This is a genomic window from Bacillus sp. BR3(2024), assembly GCF_039134555.1.
GTDB classification, from domain to species: domain Bacteria; phylum Bacillota; class Bacilli; order Bacillales; family Bacillaceae_G; genus Bacillus_A; species Bacillus_A cereus.
Window position 1 is genome coordinate 2,355,034 of record NZ_CP152433.1, and the last position, 13,940, is coordinate 2,368,973.

The following is a 13,940-nucleotide window of genomic DNA, read 5'->3' on the forward strand; positions in this document are numbered from 1 at the left end:
CTGAAAAGTTGGCATTGCTAATGATAAATAGAAGAGTATAGCAAGTTGAAATGGACAAGTGGAGTGTTACGTTAAATTCAAAAAACAGATTTTCATGAGTAGAATTTTATCATTGTATGCTTTACTTGTTTTTTAGTAGTATTATTCTGCTTGAAAAAAGATAAACAATGGAACAAATGAAACTTGTATCTTGTCTATATATTGAAACCATAATAAAAGTGAGGGCAGTTTTTATGTTTATTCAAATAAGTTTGAGGTGTGGAAATGGAACAGACGTTTATTGAAAAGTGTAATCATGATGAGCTGGACTATGTTATAAAAGACTATTGGCAAGATGTATGGAATTATTCATTTATTATTACGAAAGATCCACACTTATCAGATGATATCACGCAAGATGTATTTATAAAGGTGTTTAAAAATTGGAATTCATTTCGAAAGGAGTCATCTATTAAAACGTGGATTTTAAAAATCACAAGAAATACGGCAATAAACTATTTGAAATCCTCCTATTTTAAAAGGATATCTTTAATAGGATTTTTTAGTGACGATAAGCAATCCCTGTCAGCAGAACAAGAATTTTTTAACCAAGAAGAGATGAATGAGGTGTGGAAGGTTGTATTAAAACTACCTAAAAAGCACCGTGAAATAATTATATTGGACGCAAAATATGAATTATCATATGAAGAAATGGCTGAAACATTAGGAGTATCCATTGGAACTGTAAAATCGAGATTAAGTAGAGCGAGAAGTAAGGTTTCAAAATTAATAGGGGAGGGTAGTAGTGATGAACAATAAACAAAATCCTGACTGGTATAGAAAAATAAAAAAAGGTCCAATGGAGAATCGTAAAGATGAAGAAGAATTTATTTCTAAAATAAAGCAATCGGTATATCAAAATAGTGAAGTGGATTCTGTAACAAATAAGAGACCATTTCGTAAAAAAGTATTGCCTGTTGTAGTTGTGTTGATTTGTACAATGTTATTTTTTATTGTTCAACAACCTTGGCCTGATGATAATAAATCACCAGTACAAAGTAGTACTCAAATTAAGCCTAAAACAAAAGATGAGTCTGCTCAAGATCCATCACTAAAACAATTTATGAATGAACTATATCAAAGTACGAACTCAAAAAATGAAAATGACTTGTACAAAGCGTTAAATGATGAAGTTCTATTTAAAGGGAAGAGTTATAAGAAGGATGAATTGAAGCTTGATGAAGATATTTTTCATGAGTTGCAAGTCGCCCTTGCAATGGGGGGAGAATTTGTAAATGATAAGAAGAAAGTTTACAAAGTGCCAAGTGGAATGACAGAAAGTAATCAATTAAAGCAAGAACACTTTATATATGCAACTGTTACTGGAAACAAAACGAAAATTTTAGCTGAACCAAACCGAGAATCAAAAGTTTTATATGAAGTATCTAATGAAATGGTAAAAGCTTGGATCCCGGAAAAAGTGCAGAATGATGGATATATAAAAATATCGACTATTAACGGTGATACTACTGGATATGTACAAAAAAAGTATATTTTAACTGATATTAAATATTCTTTCATGTTCGAAAAGAATCATGAAGGTATATGGGAAATAACGAATATAGAATCTATATGGTAAAAGAGGAAGGTTCACTTTAATGAACCTTCCTCTTTATCTTTATCCTTCTTTTGAAGTATATTCCAAGACTTTAAAACTTCTGATGTAACGAGAGCAGCGATGTTTTTTTCTGAATTACTACCAGGAATAACGACAGAAACGGCAATTTGTGGATCTTCGGTAGGAGCATATGCAATGAAAAGAGAATGATTTATCATTCTTTCTTGCTCATTCGGAAAACCTGTAATACCTGTTTTACCTGCGACGTCAAAGGGCAACTTTTTAATTTCCTCTATATTTTGACTCATTCCACCTTGTACGACACTCCAAAAGTTCATCGGGTAACGATTTGAACTTTCTAAAATTGGTTTAAACTTTTTTGTTTCCTTACCGTCCGGACTAATAATTGCACTTACAGTTTGAGGTTTATATTTATCACCTTTATTTGCCAAAGTTGCTGCATATTGAGCGAGTTGAAGAGGGGTATGAACTTCATTTCCTCCCCAAGAGGCGTTTAATAAAGCGGAGATTCCATTTTCAAACTTATTAGATGGATGGAATTCATATTGTCCGTCTTCTTCAAAGGGTAAATCAATCCCGGTTTTAGAACGTAGGCCGAATTGCATTAAATAATCTGTCCATATATGTGCCACTTTTTCTATATTCCCATTATTTTGGTTGAATAGGGGCAGAGCTACTTTTGCTGTCATAAATGTGTTAGATGAATTAATGATAGCCTGCCTCGGTGTAATCTCACCTGTTGGCGTTCCAGGTGCATTCGTAATGTTATTTTGATTATCATACTGAAAAGTCCCTTTATCTAAATAAGTATCTTCGGGTTGGAAAAGCTTTTCGTTTAATCCAATTAAAATAGTGAGTGGTTTTATAGTAGAAGCCATATTTACATAAGATTCACCATACTTTAATTTTTGAATTGCTTTATTTTGCGAAAGAGAGTTAATGTTTTCTTTTCTAGAAGATACACGTGTATTTAATATATTTGGATCAAAAACTGCCGTGTTGGCCATAGTTAAAATTGCGCCAGTTTTTGCATCGCTTACTACAGCATAACCAGCTTTAGCATCAGGTGTTTTCTTAATTTGAGATCTTAATGCTTCTTCTGCCTTTTGCTGCAACTCAGAGTCTAAAGCTAGCCGTACATCTTTACCTTTTTGTACTTTTTGAATATTCCATAAGAATTTTTTATTATTCAATTTAAAAATAAGAGTTTTACCTGGTTTTCCTTTTAAATCATTTTCATATTGCAGCTCAATCCCGCTTTTTCCAACAGCCTTATGCTTTGAATTAAGGTCATTTTCTACATACCCAATTACTTGTGAACCAATTTCGTGTTTAGGATAATATCGAATCCATTCATCTTTAATTATTACATTATTGGGTTTGTTTTTGTTTATGAATGCAAGTTCATTCTCAGTTATATCAGAGTATAACGGTATATCATTCATAGTCTGCTTTTTACAAGATTGTTGTAATTGAGATTTTATGTTCTCTGTAGAAATATCATGTTGAAACTGGCTTGAAAATTGATTAAAAAAAGCTAATGTGTTTGATGTATCTTGTTTCGATAGCTTTTCGTCATTAGAAGTGCAATATAGAGACTTAACTTTTTTATTTGTAGCTAGTATTACACCATTTTGATCAAAAATCTTTCCTCTTTCAGCTGAAGAAGTTGCGATAGTAATTGAAATGAAGTTGATTTTTAATAAAATTAGTAAAATCAAACCTACGATAGAAAAAACCGCAAAAAATCTCCATCTTTTTGTATGTAACATATAACCCTCCCTTATGTAGCCTATTTCATCTTATATTTAATTATTTTTTTTGTAAATGTGGAACAACTGTATTGTTTAGGTTGTCTATTAAGTATTACAGCATGAAGAAAGGAATAATTAGCATGAAAATTTACTAGCAAGTTTATATGTAAGTTTAATAAGAGTCATTATACAGTTTAGCACTTCTCATGCAAGTGGCAAAAAAATAGAGAGAAAACAGGAAGGGAGAGTTATTAATTCCGTAGCTAAACGAAAAGGAATGGTTGCTTACAAGGATTAAGCAAAAAATTGAGGCGATATTTATAACCGATTATCGGTATCTAATATAGAAGGAATGCTTTTAGTATTTGTAGCAATTTCTGAAAGGATTAAATGGAGGATTTATGAAAGAACAAAAAGGCAAGAAGCAGAAGACATATATATCTATTCGATTAAATATAATGTTCCTTTGCATATTTGTACTATTCTCAGCTATTATTATGCAGCTAGGAAAGGTACAAATCGTTGAGGGAGAGGCTTATAAGAACCAAGTGGAAAGTAGTCAAAATGCAATAACTAGTATTCCAGTTCCACGTGGACAAATTTTAGATCGAGAAGGGAAAACAGTTGTTAATAATAAATCTCTTCGCACAATTACGTATACAAGGGTGAAGGGAATTACGAGTGAAGATATTTTAAAAACAGCAAAAGACTTGGCGAAAGTACTTGAAATGCCTGAACAAGATATAAATAAATTAACAGATATCGATAAAAAAGATTTTTGGATGCAGTTGAATTCGAAACGTGCGGAGACAAAGATTACTAAGAAAGATATAGAAAAGTTTAAAGAAAAGGGTATAGAGGGAAAAGAGTTAGATAAAAAAATAGAAGACTTAAGACGAGGTCGTGTTACAGAGGTAGAATTAGCAGAATTAACAGCACAAGATTTAAAGGTGTTAGCTATTAAAAGTAAAATGAGTTCAGGTTATCAACTAACACCACAAATCATTAAAAAAGATGTAACAGATGAAGAGTATGCGCGGATAAGCGAAAATCTTGCGGATTTTCCAGGAGTAGATGCAACTGTTGATTGGGAACGTAATTATATAAACGGTAATTTATTTCGTTCTGTATTAGGAAATATTACGAGTAGTGAAGAAGGATTACCGAAAGAAAATTTAGATTCTTATTTAGTACGTGGATATAACCGTAATGATCGTGTTGGAAAAAGTTATATTGAACAACGATATGAAGATGTATTACACGGCACAAAAGAAGAAGTGAAAAATATTACTGATAAATCAGGAAACATTGTTAGCACAGAAATAATCTCTAAAGGAAAAAGTGGTAATAGTTTAACATTAACGATTGATATGGAATTACAAAAGAAAGTGGAAGAAAGTATAGAGAAAAACTTGAGAGCTTTTAAGAGTTCAGAGCCACTGCTCGATCGAGCTTTTGTTGTCATGACGAATCCAAATAACGGACAAATTTTATCAATGGCAGGCAAAAAGATTGTAGAAAAAGAAGGGAAAATAGAGGTTGAGGATTTGGCATTAGGAAACATGACAACTTCGTATGAGCTAGGGTCAGCTGTAAAAGGTGCTACTTTATTAACTGGATATGAGACAGGCGCAATACATCCAGGAGATCAATTTTATGACGCGCCGATGAAATTTAAAGGTACACAAGCTAAGAAATCGTGGAATGTATCCGGATTTGGTAATATTAATGATTTACGGGCTTTACAAGTATCTTCAAATGTATACATGTTCCAGACAGCTTTAAAAATTGCGGGAGTTAATTACGTACCAAATGGCTCATTGGATATTAAACAAGGAGCATTTGATACGATGCGCTATTATTTCAAGCAATTTGGTTTAGGTGTCCCAACAGGTATTGATTTACCGAATGAAATAATTGGACAAACGAGAAAAGTAGATAGTCAACCTGGGTTTTTACTAGATTTTTCTATCGGTCAGTATGATACGTATACGCCGTTGCAATTAGCGCAATATATTTCAACGATTGCGAATGGTGGTTATAGAATGCAACCTCAAATTGTACAAGAAATACGAGAACAATCAATAAAAGAAGAGGTTGGCAAAGTTATACGTTCCATAGAGCCTGTCGTATTAAATCGAATTGATATGAAGAAAGAACATATTGATCGGATAAAAGAAGGGTTTAGATGGGTATTCCAAGAAGGTGATGGAACTGGCGTGAAATATTTCAAAAACGCGCCATATAAACCAGCAGGAAAGACAGGAACAGCCCAAACTGTATATGGTGGAGATGACCCGATTGGTAGAAATGCAAAAGGAGAACGTATGGAATGTTACAACTTAACGTTAGTTGGATATGCTCCATATGATAATCCAGAAGTAGCATTTTCTGTAGTAGTTCCATGGCTTCATGATGATAAAAATGGAATTAATTCTATAATTGGAAAGGAAGTTTTAGATGTATACTTTGATTTGAAACAGCAACGTATACATGGTGAAGCTACTAGTACAGGTAGTTCTAAGCAAAATTAGAGTACTTTTCTCAGGGAAAGACCCTGTTCATATAAAGCCATTTATAAGTAAAAAAATGAAATATGAAATAGGAGATAGAGGCGTCGTAGCTACTATCTCTTATTTTGTTAATAACTCTCATACTAGCTATAATTTTTTTAGTTTATGGAACAAATTTGGTTAGGTGATTGTCTATTATGTGTACGTATAAAAAGGTGCTAAAAATTTGGAAGGAATGATGATTTTGAAAAATAAGAGGATGCTAAAAATAGGAATATGCGTTGGTATATTAGGTTTAAGTATTACAAGCCTAGAAGCTTTTACAGGAGGGGCACTGCAAGTTGAAGCGAAAGAAAAGACTGGACAAGTGAAACATACAAATCAGGCGACGCATAAAGAGTTCTCTCAACTTGAGAAAAAATTTGATGCTCGGGTAGGTGTATATGCGATTGATACTGGTACAAATCAAACAATTTCTTATCGATCTAACGAAAGATTCGCCTTCGCATCAACCTACAAGGCTTTAGCAGCAGGAGTATTACTACAGCAAAACTCAATTGATACATTAAATGAAGTAATCACATTTACGAAAGAAGACTTAGTGGATTATTCACCTGTTACAGAGAAACATGTAGATACTGGAATGAAACTAGGAGAAATTGCTGAGGCTGCTGTTCGTTCAAGTGATAATACTGCAGGGAACATTTTATTTAATAAAATAGGCGGACCTAAAGGATATGAAAAAGCGCTTAGAAAGATGGGGGATCGGGTTACTATGTCTGATCGCTTTGAAACAGAATTAAACGAAGCTATTCCAGGAGACATTCGTGACACTAGTACAGCGAAAGCAATTGCTACGAATCTTAAAGCTTTTACGCTCGGAAATGCACTTCCAGCTGAAAAACGTAAAATTCTTACAGAGTGGATGAAAGGAAATGCTACAGGGGACAAACTTATTCGTGCAGGCGTACCAACTGACTGGGTAGTTGGAGATAAATCAGGTGCTGGCAGTTACGGGACAAGAAATGATATTGCTATCGTTTGGCCTCCAAATAGAGCACCAATTATCATCGCAATTTTATCTAGTAAAGATGAGAAAGAGGCTACCTATGATAATCAACTCATTGCAGAGGCAACGGAAGTTATAGTTAAGGCTCTTAAGTAATAATCTTTCAATTCTTTATGTAATATAATTAAAAATAAGAACTTGGAAAGCGATTCTTTTTAATGTGAAAAGAATCGCTTTTTTTATAAGCATGTAAACTATTTATACCTATTTATACCTATGTATTATAAAGATATAATTAATGTAGAAAAGAGGGTGAATAGCTATGGAGAATGACAATCAAGTCTTTGGGAGAACAGATTGTCTTGTTTTGAGAAGGTTTAGTATGGATGACACTAACTACTTTCATTTTTATCGTTCTAATCCAGAAGTGGCTAAATTTCAGTCATGGGTTAATTATCAATATCATGAGGCTAAAACGTTTGTAAATGAACAAGTTAAAAATAATCCTAATCTACCAGGTACTTGGTTCCAGTTCGCAATTGCTTTAACTGAAAATAACAAAATAATTGGAGATTGTGCACTTCACACACTTGTAAATGAACCTCGCATCGTAGAAATCGGATTTACTCTTTCTCCAGAATATCAGGGAAAAGGCTATGCAACTGAAGCTGTTTGTGCCTTATTGAGTTACATATTTCATTCATTAGGAAAACATAAGGTGATTGCATTTTCGGACGTTCGAAATAATAAGTCTATTTCTGTACTAGAACGAGTGGGGATGAGGAGAGAAGGTCATTTATTGCAGAATTACATGCTAAAAGGCCAGTGGATTGATGAATATCAATATTCAATATTGAAGTCTGAATGGAAGGACGCTACATAATTATAAAATTTAGAAACAATGAAGGAACTTATTCATGAAATTGATGAAAATGCCTTTGTCAATGTATATGATGTTGCGGAAGTACAAGGCGGAAACTTTAAAAAGCATGATATCCATTAAGGGTATTAACTAACTTAAATATTTTATACATAGTTGATTATTGAAAAAGATAAAAACCTCACCACATATAGATATTCAACTGATATGTACTAAGTTGTATAACTGCAAGGTACATAGAACTAAAACTAAGATATTCATACGAACTCAAAAAGCTGAAATTCCTTAACTTGGGAATTTCGGCTTTAATGTTATATGATAGAGTTACGATTAGAACAGAACCGGGCATGTTTACTTCAACAGAGTGATATAAGTTCTTCAGTTCCTAAAATTAGAAACTTGTACTTGATTATCGTAGTTAAATCGATTTCACTTTAAAAGAGAACCGTTAGATAAAAAGAATAATCTATTGAAATGTTTTTGAGAATTGTAGTATTGATGAAGATTTTAGGAGGGAATATGAGCAAGAAGATTAAAAGAAGTATATTACTTATTGCTACATTAGTAGGTTGTAGTATCTTTTTATTTTTACAGAACAATTTAATAAGTATAACTGAGATTAAAATAACCTCTAGTAAAATACCATCCTCTTTTAAAGTGTATAAAATTCTACAAATTTCAGACTTACACAATAAAAAATTTGGCGATAATCAAGATGTGTTAATTCAAAAAATGAAAAGTATAGACCCAGATATTATTGCAATTACGGGTGATTTAATTGACAGTAAATCATACGATGCAGAAGTTAGTATGCAATTAATACGAGAAATGGTAAAGAAGTATCCTGTATATTTTGTGACAGGAAACCATGAACAATGGTCTGGAAAGTATAACAGTTTAGAAAAAGAGTTGAAGAAATATGGTGTCAATGTTTTAAGGAATGAACATGTAGTCATTCGAAAGGGTGAGCAAGAGATAAACTTGCTAGGTATTGATGATCCAGAGTTTGGTACTGGAAACCGTGATGAAGGAAATATTATAATAGATGAAATTAAAAAAGCAAAAATTGAAATGCAGCCAGATAGATATAATGTATTATTATCCCAAAGGCCTGAATTTATAAAGGAATATACGAATGAGCGGTTGGATTTGGTTTTATCGGGACATGCTCATGGAGGGCAAGTTAGATTGCCATTTATCGGTGGATTAGTTGCTCCAAATCAAGGTGTTTTACCTAAATATACAGCGGGTTTATATGTAGAACAAAATACATCAATGGTAGTGAGTAGAGGATTAGGAAATAGTATCATTCCGCAAAGGATTTTGAATAGGCCAGAAATTGTAGTCGTGCAGCTAAATTAAGCTGTACGATTTTTTTTATACAAAAATGAGTAAAGGGGCTTTCTGTATTTTGCAGGAGTAAACATTACAATTTTGTTAAAAATTTTCTACGTTACATAAAGTAACAAAATTTGACCCTCAGTGTTTGTTATAGTGTAAATAATCAAAAAACTTAAAATTTGTCGAGTGAAAATTGTGATAAGTAATTCATATAAAAAACTTAAAGGGGTGTACACATGCATAAAGAATATGAAATTGAAGAATACACGGCGATTGAGGAACAAATCCATTATTATTGTAAATGTTTATTAGTAAGTCATCCTGATCAAATAATAAAGTATTTAGAAAAAAGGTTAGAAAAATATGCAGAAACATTACAATATGCACATTTATATCCTGACACAGTTATTTTACCGTTACAGCAATTAGTTATCGAATATTCTTTAGACGTTGCTAGAATTCGGAAGTATATGAATTTAAAAACGTAAAGTGAAATTTATAGTTTAAATGAAACAGAGTCGACTTTAGGAAATGAAATTCTAATGTCGACTCTGTTTCATTGTTTAATATCGGTGATTGAACATACATACTAATCAACGAAGTTTGACATATAATTAAGCAAGAGTAAAATAAAAGTGAGTACTCACTCATTTTTATTAGAAAAGGAGGATGAAACGTGCAACAACCTTCAATTATTTTACGGACTGTATCAAAAAGTTTTGGAAAAAAAGAAGTGTTACACAATCTTTCATTGCAAGTTGAAAAAGCAGAGATTTTTGGTTTTGTTGGACCTTCTGGATCGGGTAAAACAACGCTCATTAAAATGATTGCAGGTATTAATGAGGCAACGAAAGGTGAAGTGCTTGTTAATAATACTAATATGCCTAATTTAAATGAGATGAAACGAATTGGTTATATGGCCCAGGCGGATGCATTATACGAAGAATTATCAGCATATGAAAATGCAGATTTTATAGCAACGATGTATGGACTAAAGGGAAAACGTAAAAAGACAAGAATTGCAGAGGTTTTTGAACTTGTACAATTGTCACAGTATATGAAAAAGCAAGTACAACAATTTTCAGGTGGAATGAAAAAACGCTTATCATTAGCAATAGCGCTCCTTCACGAACCAGAAATATTAATTTTAGATGAGCCTACAGTGGGGATAGATCCGCTTCTTAGAAAAACGATTTGGGAAAAATTTTATGATCTTAAAAAGAAAGGCACAACGATTATTGTAACGACGCACATTATGGATGAAGCTGAATTTTGTGAGCGTCTAGGGTTAATTAGAGAAGGGAAACTAGTTGCGGTTGGAACAACTGAAGAATTGAAAAAACGCGTGTCATCTGGACGGATTGAAGATGTCTTTTTGCTAGAAGAGGTGGTGCCATCATGAGAGTTACTGGTGTAATCATACGTATTATTCGTCAATTTTTTCGAGATAAGCGTTCGTTAGCAATGATGTTTGGAGCACCGATGTTATTACTTTGGCTTTTGTCACTAGTGTTTACACAGAAAGACTATATACCGCAAATTGCTGTTGTTGATATGCCCGCTCAAATAGTAAAAGTGATGAAAAATCAAGAAGCGTCAATTTATGAATACAGTAAGGAAAAGGCGATTTCTGAGTTGGAAAAACAAAAGGTAGATGCAGTATTTCGAATAGAGAATGGAAAAATGAAACTTCTGTTGGAAGGTAGTGATTCGTCAAAAAATCGTGCTGTACTTCAAGTATTGCAAAAAAGCACAGAGAAGAATGATGTATCGATTATGAAACCTGAAGTAAATTATTTACATGGCTCTAAAGACTTTACGATGTTTGATGGGCTTGGTCCTGTATTAATTGGTTTCTTTACATTTTTCTTTGTATTTATATTATCAGGTGTATCTTTCGTAAGAGAACGTTTAAGTGGTACGCTAGAAAGGTTATTATCCACCCCAGTAAGAAGATGGGAAATAGTCGCAGGTTATATTATTGGTTTTGGAATCTTTGCCTTTATACAATCCATTATTATCGTAAGTTTTTCCGTTTATATTTTAGATTTATACGTAGCTGGCTCCATATGGCTAACGTTACTTATTACATGTATGCTCTCTTTAACTGCACTAACATTAGGTACGTTTTTATCGGCATACGCAAATAATGAGTTTCAAATGATTCAATTTATACCGCTTGTTATTGTGCCACAAATCTTCTTTTCTGGATTGTTTCCAATGGAATCTATGAACAAGTGGCTACAAATGTTAGGGAAAGTATTTCCACTCACATACGGCGCTGACGCAATGAGACAAGTGATGATTCGGAATCAAGGGTTTACAGAGATTGTATTAGATCTTACTGTATTATTACTTTTTTCACTATTATTTGCAGTAGGAAATGTATTTGCTTTAAAGAAACATCGCAAAATATAATAATGACAAAAAGGAGCTTTATAAATGCAGAAGGATTGGCTGGAGGAATTAATAGCTGCAACTAATACGGATAAACGAAATGAACGTCAAATGCGAATATTAGAGGCGGCTGTTGATATGTTTGGAGAAAAAGGATACGCTTCAACTTCAACAAGTGAAATTGCAAAGCGTGCTGGTGTAGCGGAAGGAACCATCTTCCGCTACTATAAAACAAAAAAAGATTTATTACTAGCGGTCGTAATGCCAACTTTAACTAAGTTCGCTGCACCATTTTTCGTACAAACCTTTGCAAAAGAAATATTTAAATCGGATTATGAATCATACGAAGGACTTTTAAGGGTTGTAATTCATAATAGGTTTAAATTTGCTCAAAAACACTTTCCTATGATAAAAATATTAATTCAAGAGGTGCCATTCCAACCAGAACTGAAAAATGAAATACAGCAATTAGTAGAAACAGAACTGTTTTCACATTTCAAAAAGTTGATTGTGAAATTTCAAGAAGAAGGGGAAATTATTGAGATACCACCATCTTCCGTACTACGTCTTACTTTATCAGCTGTATTAGGTTTATTATTAACACGATTTTTATTATTGCCTGAAGAAAAATGGAATGATGAAGCGGAAATTGAAAATACGATTCAATTTATATTGTATGGATTAACTCCACGATTTTAATCGTTGAAGTGTGAATTACATACATTACTTTTTAGTAAAAATAAATCGCCTTTAAAAAGGCGATTTATTTTCATTATATATTTTTGATAAATAAGTACTTGTTTACTAAAAACATTCTAAATCAGCGTGTTTCTTTGTCTCTTCTTCTAAGACCTAATAATCCTGCTAGTCCTAATAAACCAAGCCAAGCCCAATTATTATTTTTATCACGATTATCATTTAAATCATTTGTTGTATTTACATTTCGAGTTCTTACATCATTATTAACTCTGTCTAAGTTATTGTCATTTACTCGAGTTGAAATATCAGTGTTATTAACTCTATTCATATTATTTCCATCGTATTCAGCTTGCGTAGATGTACCTAAAAACATAATAGATAGTGCTAAAACACTTAAAATAGATGATAATTTCTTTTTCATAACAATCCCTCCTTTCTTAATCATTAATTTCTCCGAAGCATGTGTGTATTATTCATTTCACAATATCTAAACCCTCATTAATAGGGCGCACATTTATAGAAAATAGAGTTGAATGATTGTTAATATATCATTGGATATATATTTCTCATAAAAATAACTGAATCAAACTTTGCTTAAAATGTTAATCTTAGTACAATTTATATTATACGGGCTAGCAATAAGGAGGTAATAAGATGCGACAATTTGCAAAACCTACAATCGTCGTAAGTAAGTGTTTAGAATTTGATGCTTGTCGTTATAATGGAGAGATGATTCCAGATGTAACAATACGAAATTTGCAGCCATTTGTTACATTTATACCTGTTTGTCCAGAAGTGGAGATTGGATTGGGGACTCCTCGTGAAACGATACGAATTGTAGAAGAAAATGGTGAGAATAGACTTGTGCAAACGTCGACACGAGAAGATGTAACTGAAAAAATGGAGCAGTTTTCAAATGACTTTTTACAAACGATACCGGATGTGGATGGTTTTATTTTAAAGAATCGTTCACCAAGTTGTGGTACGCGTGATGTGAAAATTTATTCTGGTTTTGAAAAAGCGCCAGCAAAGGGAAAAGGAGCTGGCTTATTTGGCGGAGCAGTAGTAAAAAAATTTTCGCATCTTCCTATTGAAGAGGAAGGTAGATTGTCGAATTTTATTATTAGAGAGCATTTCTTTACAAGGTTATTTACAATCGCATATTACAAAATGATTAAACACAATAAAAATATGAAAGAACTTGTATCGTTTCAGTCGGACAATAAATATTTATTTATGGCATATAATCAGGTGAAACAAAAGGAATTAGGGCGTATAATTGCAAATCACAAAAATGAAAAGATTGAAGTGGTATTTGAAAACTATGAGAAGACTTTATATGAATTATTTATGCGTGCGCCCCGTTATACATCGAATGTAAATGTATGCGAGCACATTTTTGGATATTTTAAAACAAAGTTAAAAAAACAAGAAAAAGATCATTTTATAGAACTGTTACAAAAGTATGCAGAAAAGAAAATACCACTTAGTAGTTTACTTACAATATTAAAATCATGGGCTATTCGATTTGATGAAAAGTATTTATTAAGACAAACGTATTTCGAACCATACCCTGAAGCATTAGTAGAAATTTCTGATTCGGGAAAAGGTAGAGATTATTAAACAATAAATTACATAATTCGACACAAAATCTCCTATGTTGTTGTAGAACAATGTAGGAATTTTTTTGTGCATTAGTACAGAATCTGTTTTAAAATTAAGTTATGAC

General features: G+C 32.5%; 14 protein-coding genes and 1 pseudogene. 12 read left to right on the plus strand and 3 right to left on the minus strand.

Translation table 11 applies throughout. From position 1 onward, the window contains the following. Positions 1-264: 264 nt before the first annotated feature. Both V7S45_RS12095 and V7S45_RS12100 read left to right on the plus strand, forming a co-directional pair. Positions 265-798, plus strand: coding sequence for a sigma-70 family RNA polymerase sigma factor (locus tag V7S45_RS12095; RefSeq protein WP_000438330.1), 534 nt, complete (start codon positions 265-267; stop codon positions 796-798). Continuing rightward, positions 788-1,618 carry a hypothetical protein gene (locus V7S45_RS12100; protein WP_025689279.1) on the plus strand — a complete coding sequence of 277 codons (831 nt, stop codon included), beginning with the start codon at positions 788-790 and terminating at the stop codon, positions 1,616-1,618. Before V7S45_RS12095 ends, V7S45_RS12100 begins: the two co-directional genes overlap by 11 nt. Positions 1,619-1,629: 11 nt before the next feature. Here the strand turns inward: V7S45_RS12100 and V7S45_RS12105 are convergent, their stop codons facing one another. Further along, the gene (locus V7S45_RS12105; protein ID WP_342761840.1) at positions 1,630-3,390 is read right to left on the minus strand and encodes a penicillin-binding protein 2; all 1,761 of its coding nucleotides are present in this window, start codon (positions 3,388-3,390) and stop codon (positions 1,630-1,632) included. Positions 3,391-3,773: 383 nt separating this feature from the next. On the opposite strand from V7S45_RS12105, the gene V7S45_RS12110 reads away from it, so the two are divergent. Beyond that, positions 3,774-5,906, plus strand: a complete 2,133-nt coding sequence (locus tag V7S45_RS12110) for a penicillin-binding protein 2 (RefSeq protein ID WP_342761841.1) — start codon at positions 3,774-3,776, stop codon at positions 5,904-5,906. Positions 5,907-6,123: 217 nt separating this feature from the next. Then, entirely contained in the window at positions 6,124-7,050 is a 927-nt protein-coding gene (bla, locus tag V7S45_RS12115) for a class A beta-lactamase Bla1 (RefSeq protein ID WP_025689286.1), read from the plus strand. Positions 7,051-7,078: 28 nt separating this feature from the next. On the opposite strand, the pseudogene V7S45_RS12120 reads toward bla, so the two are convergent. After that, positions 7,079-7,186: pseudogene (locus V7S45_RS12120) on the minus strand (undecaprenyl-diphosphatase); the annotation flags it as partial. Between the two features lie 30 nt (positions 7,187-7,216). Here V7S45_RS12120 and V7S45_RS12125 point away from each other — a divergent pair. The 7 genes from V7S45_RS12125 to V7S45_RS12155 all read left to right on the plus strand — a co-directional run bounded on the left by V7S45_RS12125 (position 7,217) and on the right by V7S45_RS12155 (position 12,211). Next, entirely contained in the window at positions 7,217-7,777 is a 561-nt protein-coding gene (locus tag V7S45_RS12125) for a GNAT family protein (RefSeq protein WP_025689288.1), read from the plus strand. An 18-nt stretch (positions 7,778-7,795) separates the two neighbouring features. Beyond that, a complete protein-coding gene (locus tag V7S45_RS12130) occupies positions 7,796-7,897 on the plus strand; it encodes a DUF2179 domain-containing protein (protein WP_011110109.1) in 102 nt (33 codons plus the stop codon). Positions 7,898-8,293: 396 nt separating this feature from the next. Further along, positions 8,294-9,136 (plus strand): metallophosphoesterase, encoded by an 843-nt coding sequence (locus tag V7S45_RS12135; protein WP_342761842.1) that lies wholly within the window; start codon positions 8,294-8,296, stop codon positions 9,134-9,136. 215 nt (positions 9,137-9,351) lie between these two features. Continuing rightward, positions 9,352-9,603 (plus strand): hypothetical protein, encoded by a 252-nt coding sequence (locus tag V7S45_RS12140; RefSeq protein ID WP_000548621.1) that lies wholly within the window; start codon positions 9,352-9,354, stop codon positions 9,601-9,603. A gap of 188 nt (positions 9,604-9,791) precedes the next feature. Continuing rightward, positions 9,792-10,517 carry an ABC transporter ATP-binding protein gene (locus V7S45_RS12145; RefSeq protein WP_001187071.1) on the plus strand — a complete coding sequence of 242 codons (726 nt, stop codon included), beginning with the start codon at positions 9,792-9,794 and terminating at the stop codon, positions 10,515-10,517. Beyond that, a complete protein-coding gene (locus tag V7S45_RS12150; RefSeq protein WP_025689303.1) occupies positions 10,514-11,533 on the plus strand; it encodes an ABC transporter permease in 1,020 nt (339 codons plus the stop codon). Before V7S45_RS12145 ends, V7S45_RS12150 begins: the two co-directional genes overlap by 4 nt. A gap of 24 nt (positions 11,534-11,557) precedes the next feature. Further along, positions 11,558-12,211 (plus strand): TetR/AcrR family transcriptional regulator, encoded by a 654-nt coding sequence (locus V7S45_RS12155; protein WP_001168184.1) that lies wholly within the window; start codon positions 11,558-11,560, stop codon positions 12,209-12,211. Between the two features lie 121 nt (positions 12,212-12,332). Here the strand turns inward: V7S45_RS12155 and V7S45_RS12160 are convergent, their stop codons facing one another. Next, positions 12,333-12,632: a WGxxGxxG family protein gene (locus V7S45_RS12160; protein WP_000728157.1), complete on the minus strand. Its 300-nt coding sequence runs from the start codon at positions 12,630-12,632 to the stop codon at positions 12,333-12,335. 233 nt (positions 12,633-12,865) lie between these two features. Here V7S45_RS12160 and V7S45_RS12165 point away from each other — a divergent pair, with 233 nt between their 5' ends. Beyond that, positions 12,866-13,834: a DUF523 and DUF1722 domain-containing protein gene (locus V7S45_RS12165; RefSeq protein WP_088344632.1), complete on the plus strand. Its 969-nt coding sequence runs from the start codon at positions 12,866-12,868 to the stop codon at positions 13,832-13,834. Positions 13,835-13,940 lie beyond the last annotated feature (106 nt).

Bases quoted from the DNA above. Each gene is read 5' to 3' on its own strand.
- V7S45_RS12155 (WP_001168184.1), top strand. From the start codon at position 11,558: ATGCAGAAGGATTGGCTGGAGGAATTAATAGCTGCAACTAATACGGAT.
- V7S45_RS12125 (WP_025689288.1), top strand. From the start codon at position 7,217: ATGGAGAATGACAATCAAGTCTTTGGGAGAACAGATTGTCTTGTTTTG.
- V7S45_RS12140 (WP_000548621.1), top strand. From the start codon at position 9,352: ATGCATAAAGAATATGAAATTGAAGAATACACGGCGATTGAGGAACAA.
- V7S45_RS12130 (WP_011110109.1), top strand. From the start codon at position 7,796: ATGAAGGAACTTATTCATGAAATTGATGAAAATGCCTTTGTCAATGTA.
- V7S45_RS12110 (WP_342761841.1), top strand. From the start codon at position 3,774: ATGAAAGAACAAAAAGGCAAGAAGCAGAAGACATATATATCTATTCGA.
- V7S45_RS12160 (WP_000728157.1), bottom strand. From the start codon at position 12,632: ATGAAAAAGAAATTATCATCTATTTTAAGTGTTTTAGCACTATCTATT.
- bla (WP_025689286.1), top strand. From the start codon at position 6,124: ATGATTTTGAAAAATAAGAGGATGCTAAAAATAGGAATATGCGTTGGT.
- V7S45_RS12105 (WP_342761840.1), bottom strand. From the start codon at position 3,390: ATGTTACATACAAAAAGATGGAGATTTTTTGCGGTTTTTTCTATCGTA.
- V7S45_RS12135 (WP_342761842.1), top strand. From the start codon at position 8,294: ATGAGCAAGAAGATTAAAAGAAGTATATTACTTATTGCTACATTAGTA.
- V7S45_RS12100 (WP_025689279.1), top strand. From the start codon at position 788: ATGAACAATAAACAAAATCCTGACTGGTATAGAAAAATAAAAAAAGGT.
- V7S45_RS12095 (WP_000438330.1), top strand. From the start codon at position 265: ATGGAACAGACGTTTATTGAAAAGTGTAATCATGATGAGCTGGACTAT.
- V7S45_RS12165 (WP_088344632.1), top strand. From the start codon at position 12,866: ATGCGACAATTTGCAAAACCTACAATCGTCGTAAGTAAGTGTTTAGAA.
- V7S45_RS12150 (WP_025689303.1), top strand. From the start codon at position 10,514: ATGAGAGTTACTGGTGTAATCATACGTATTATTCGTCAATTTTTTCGA.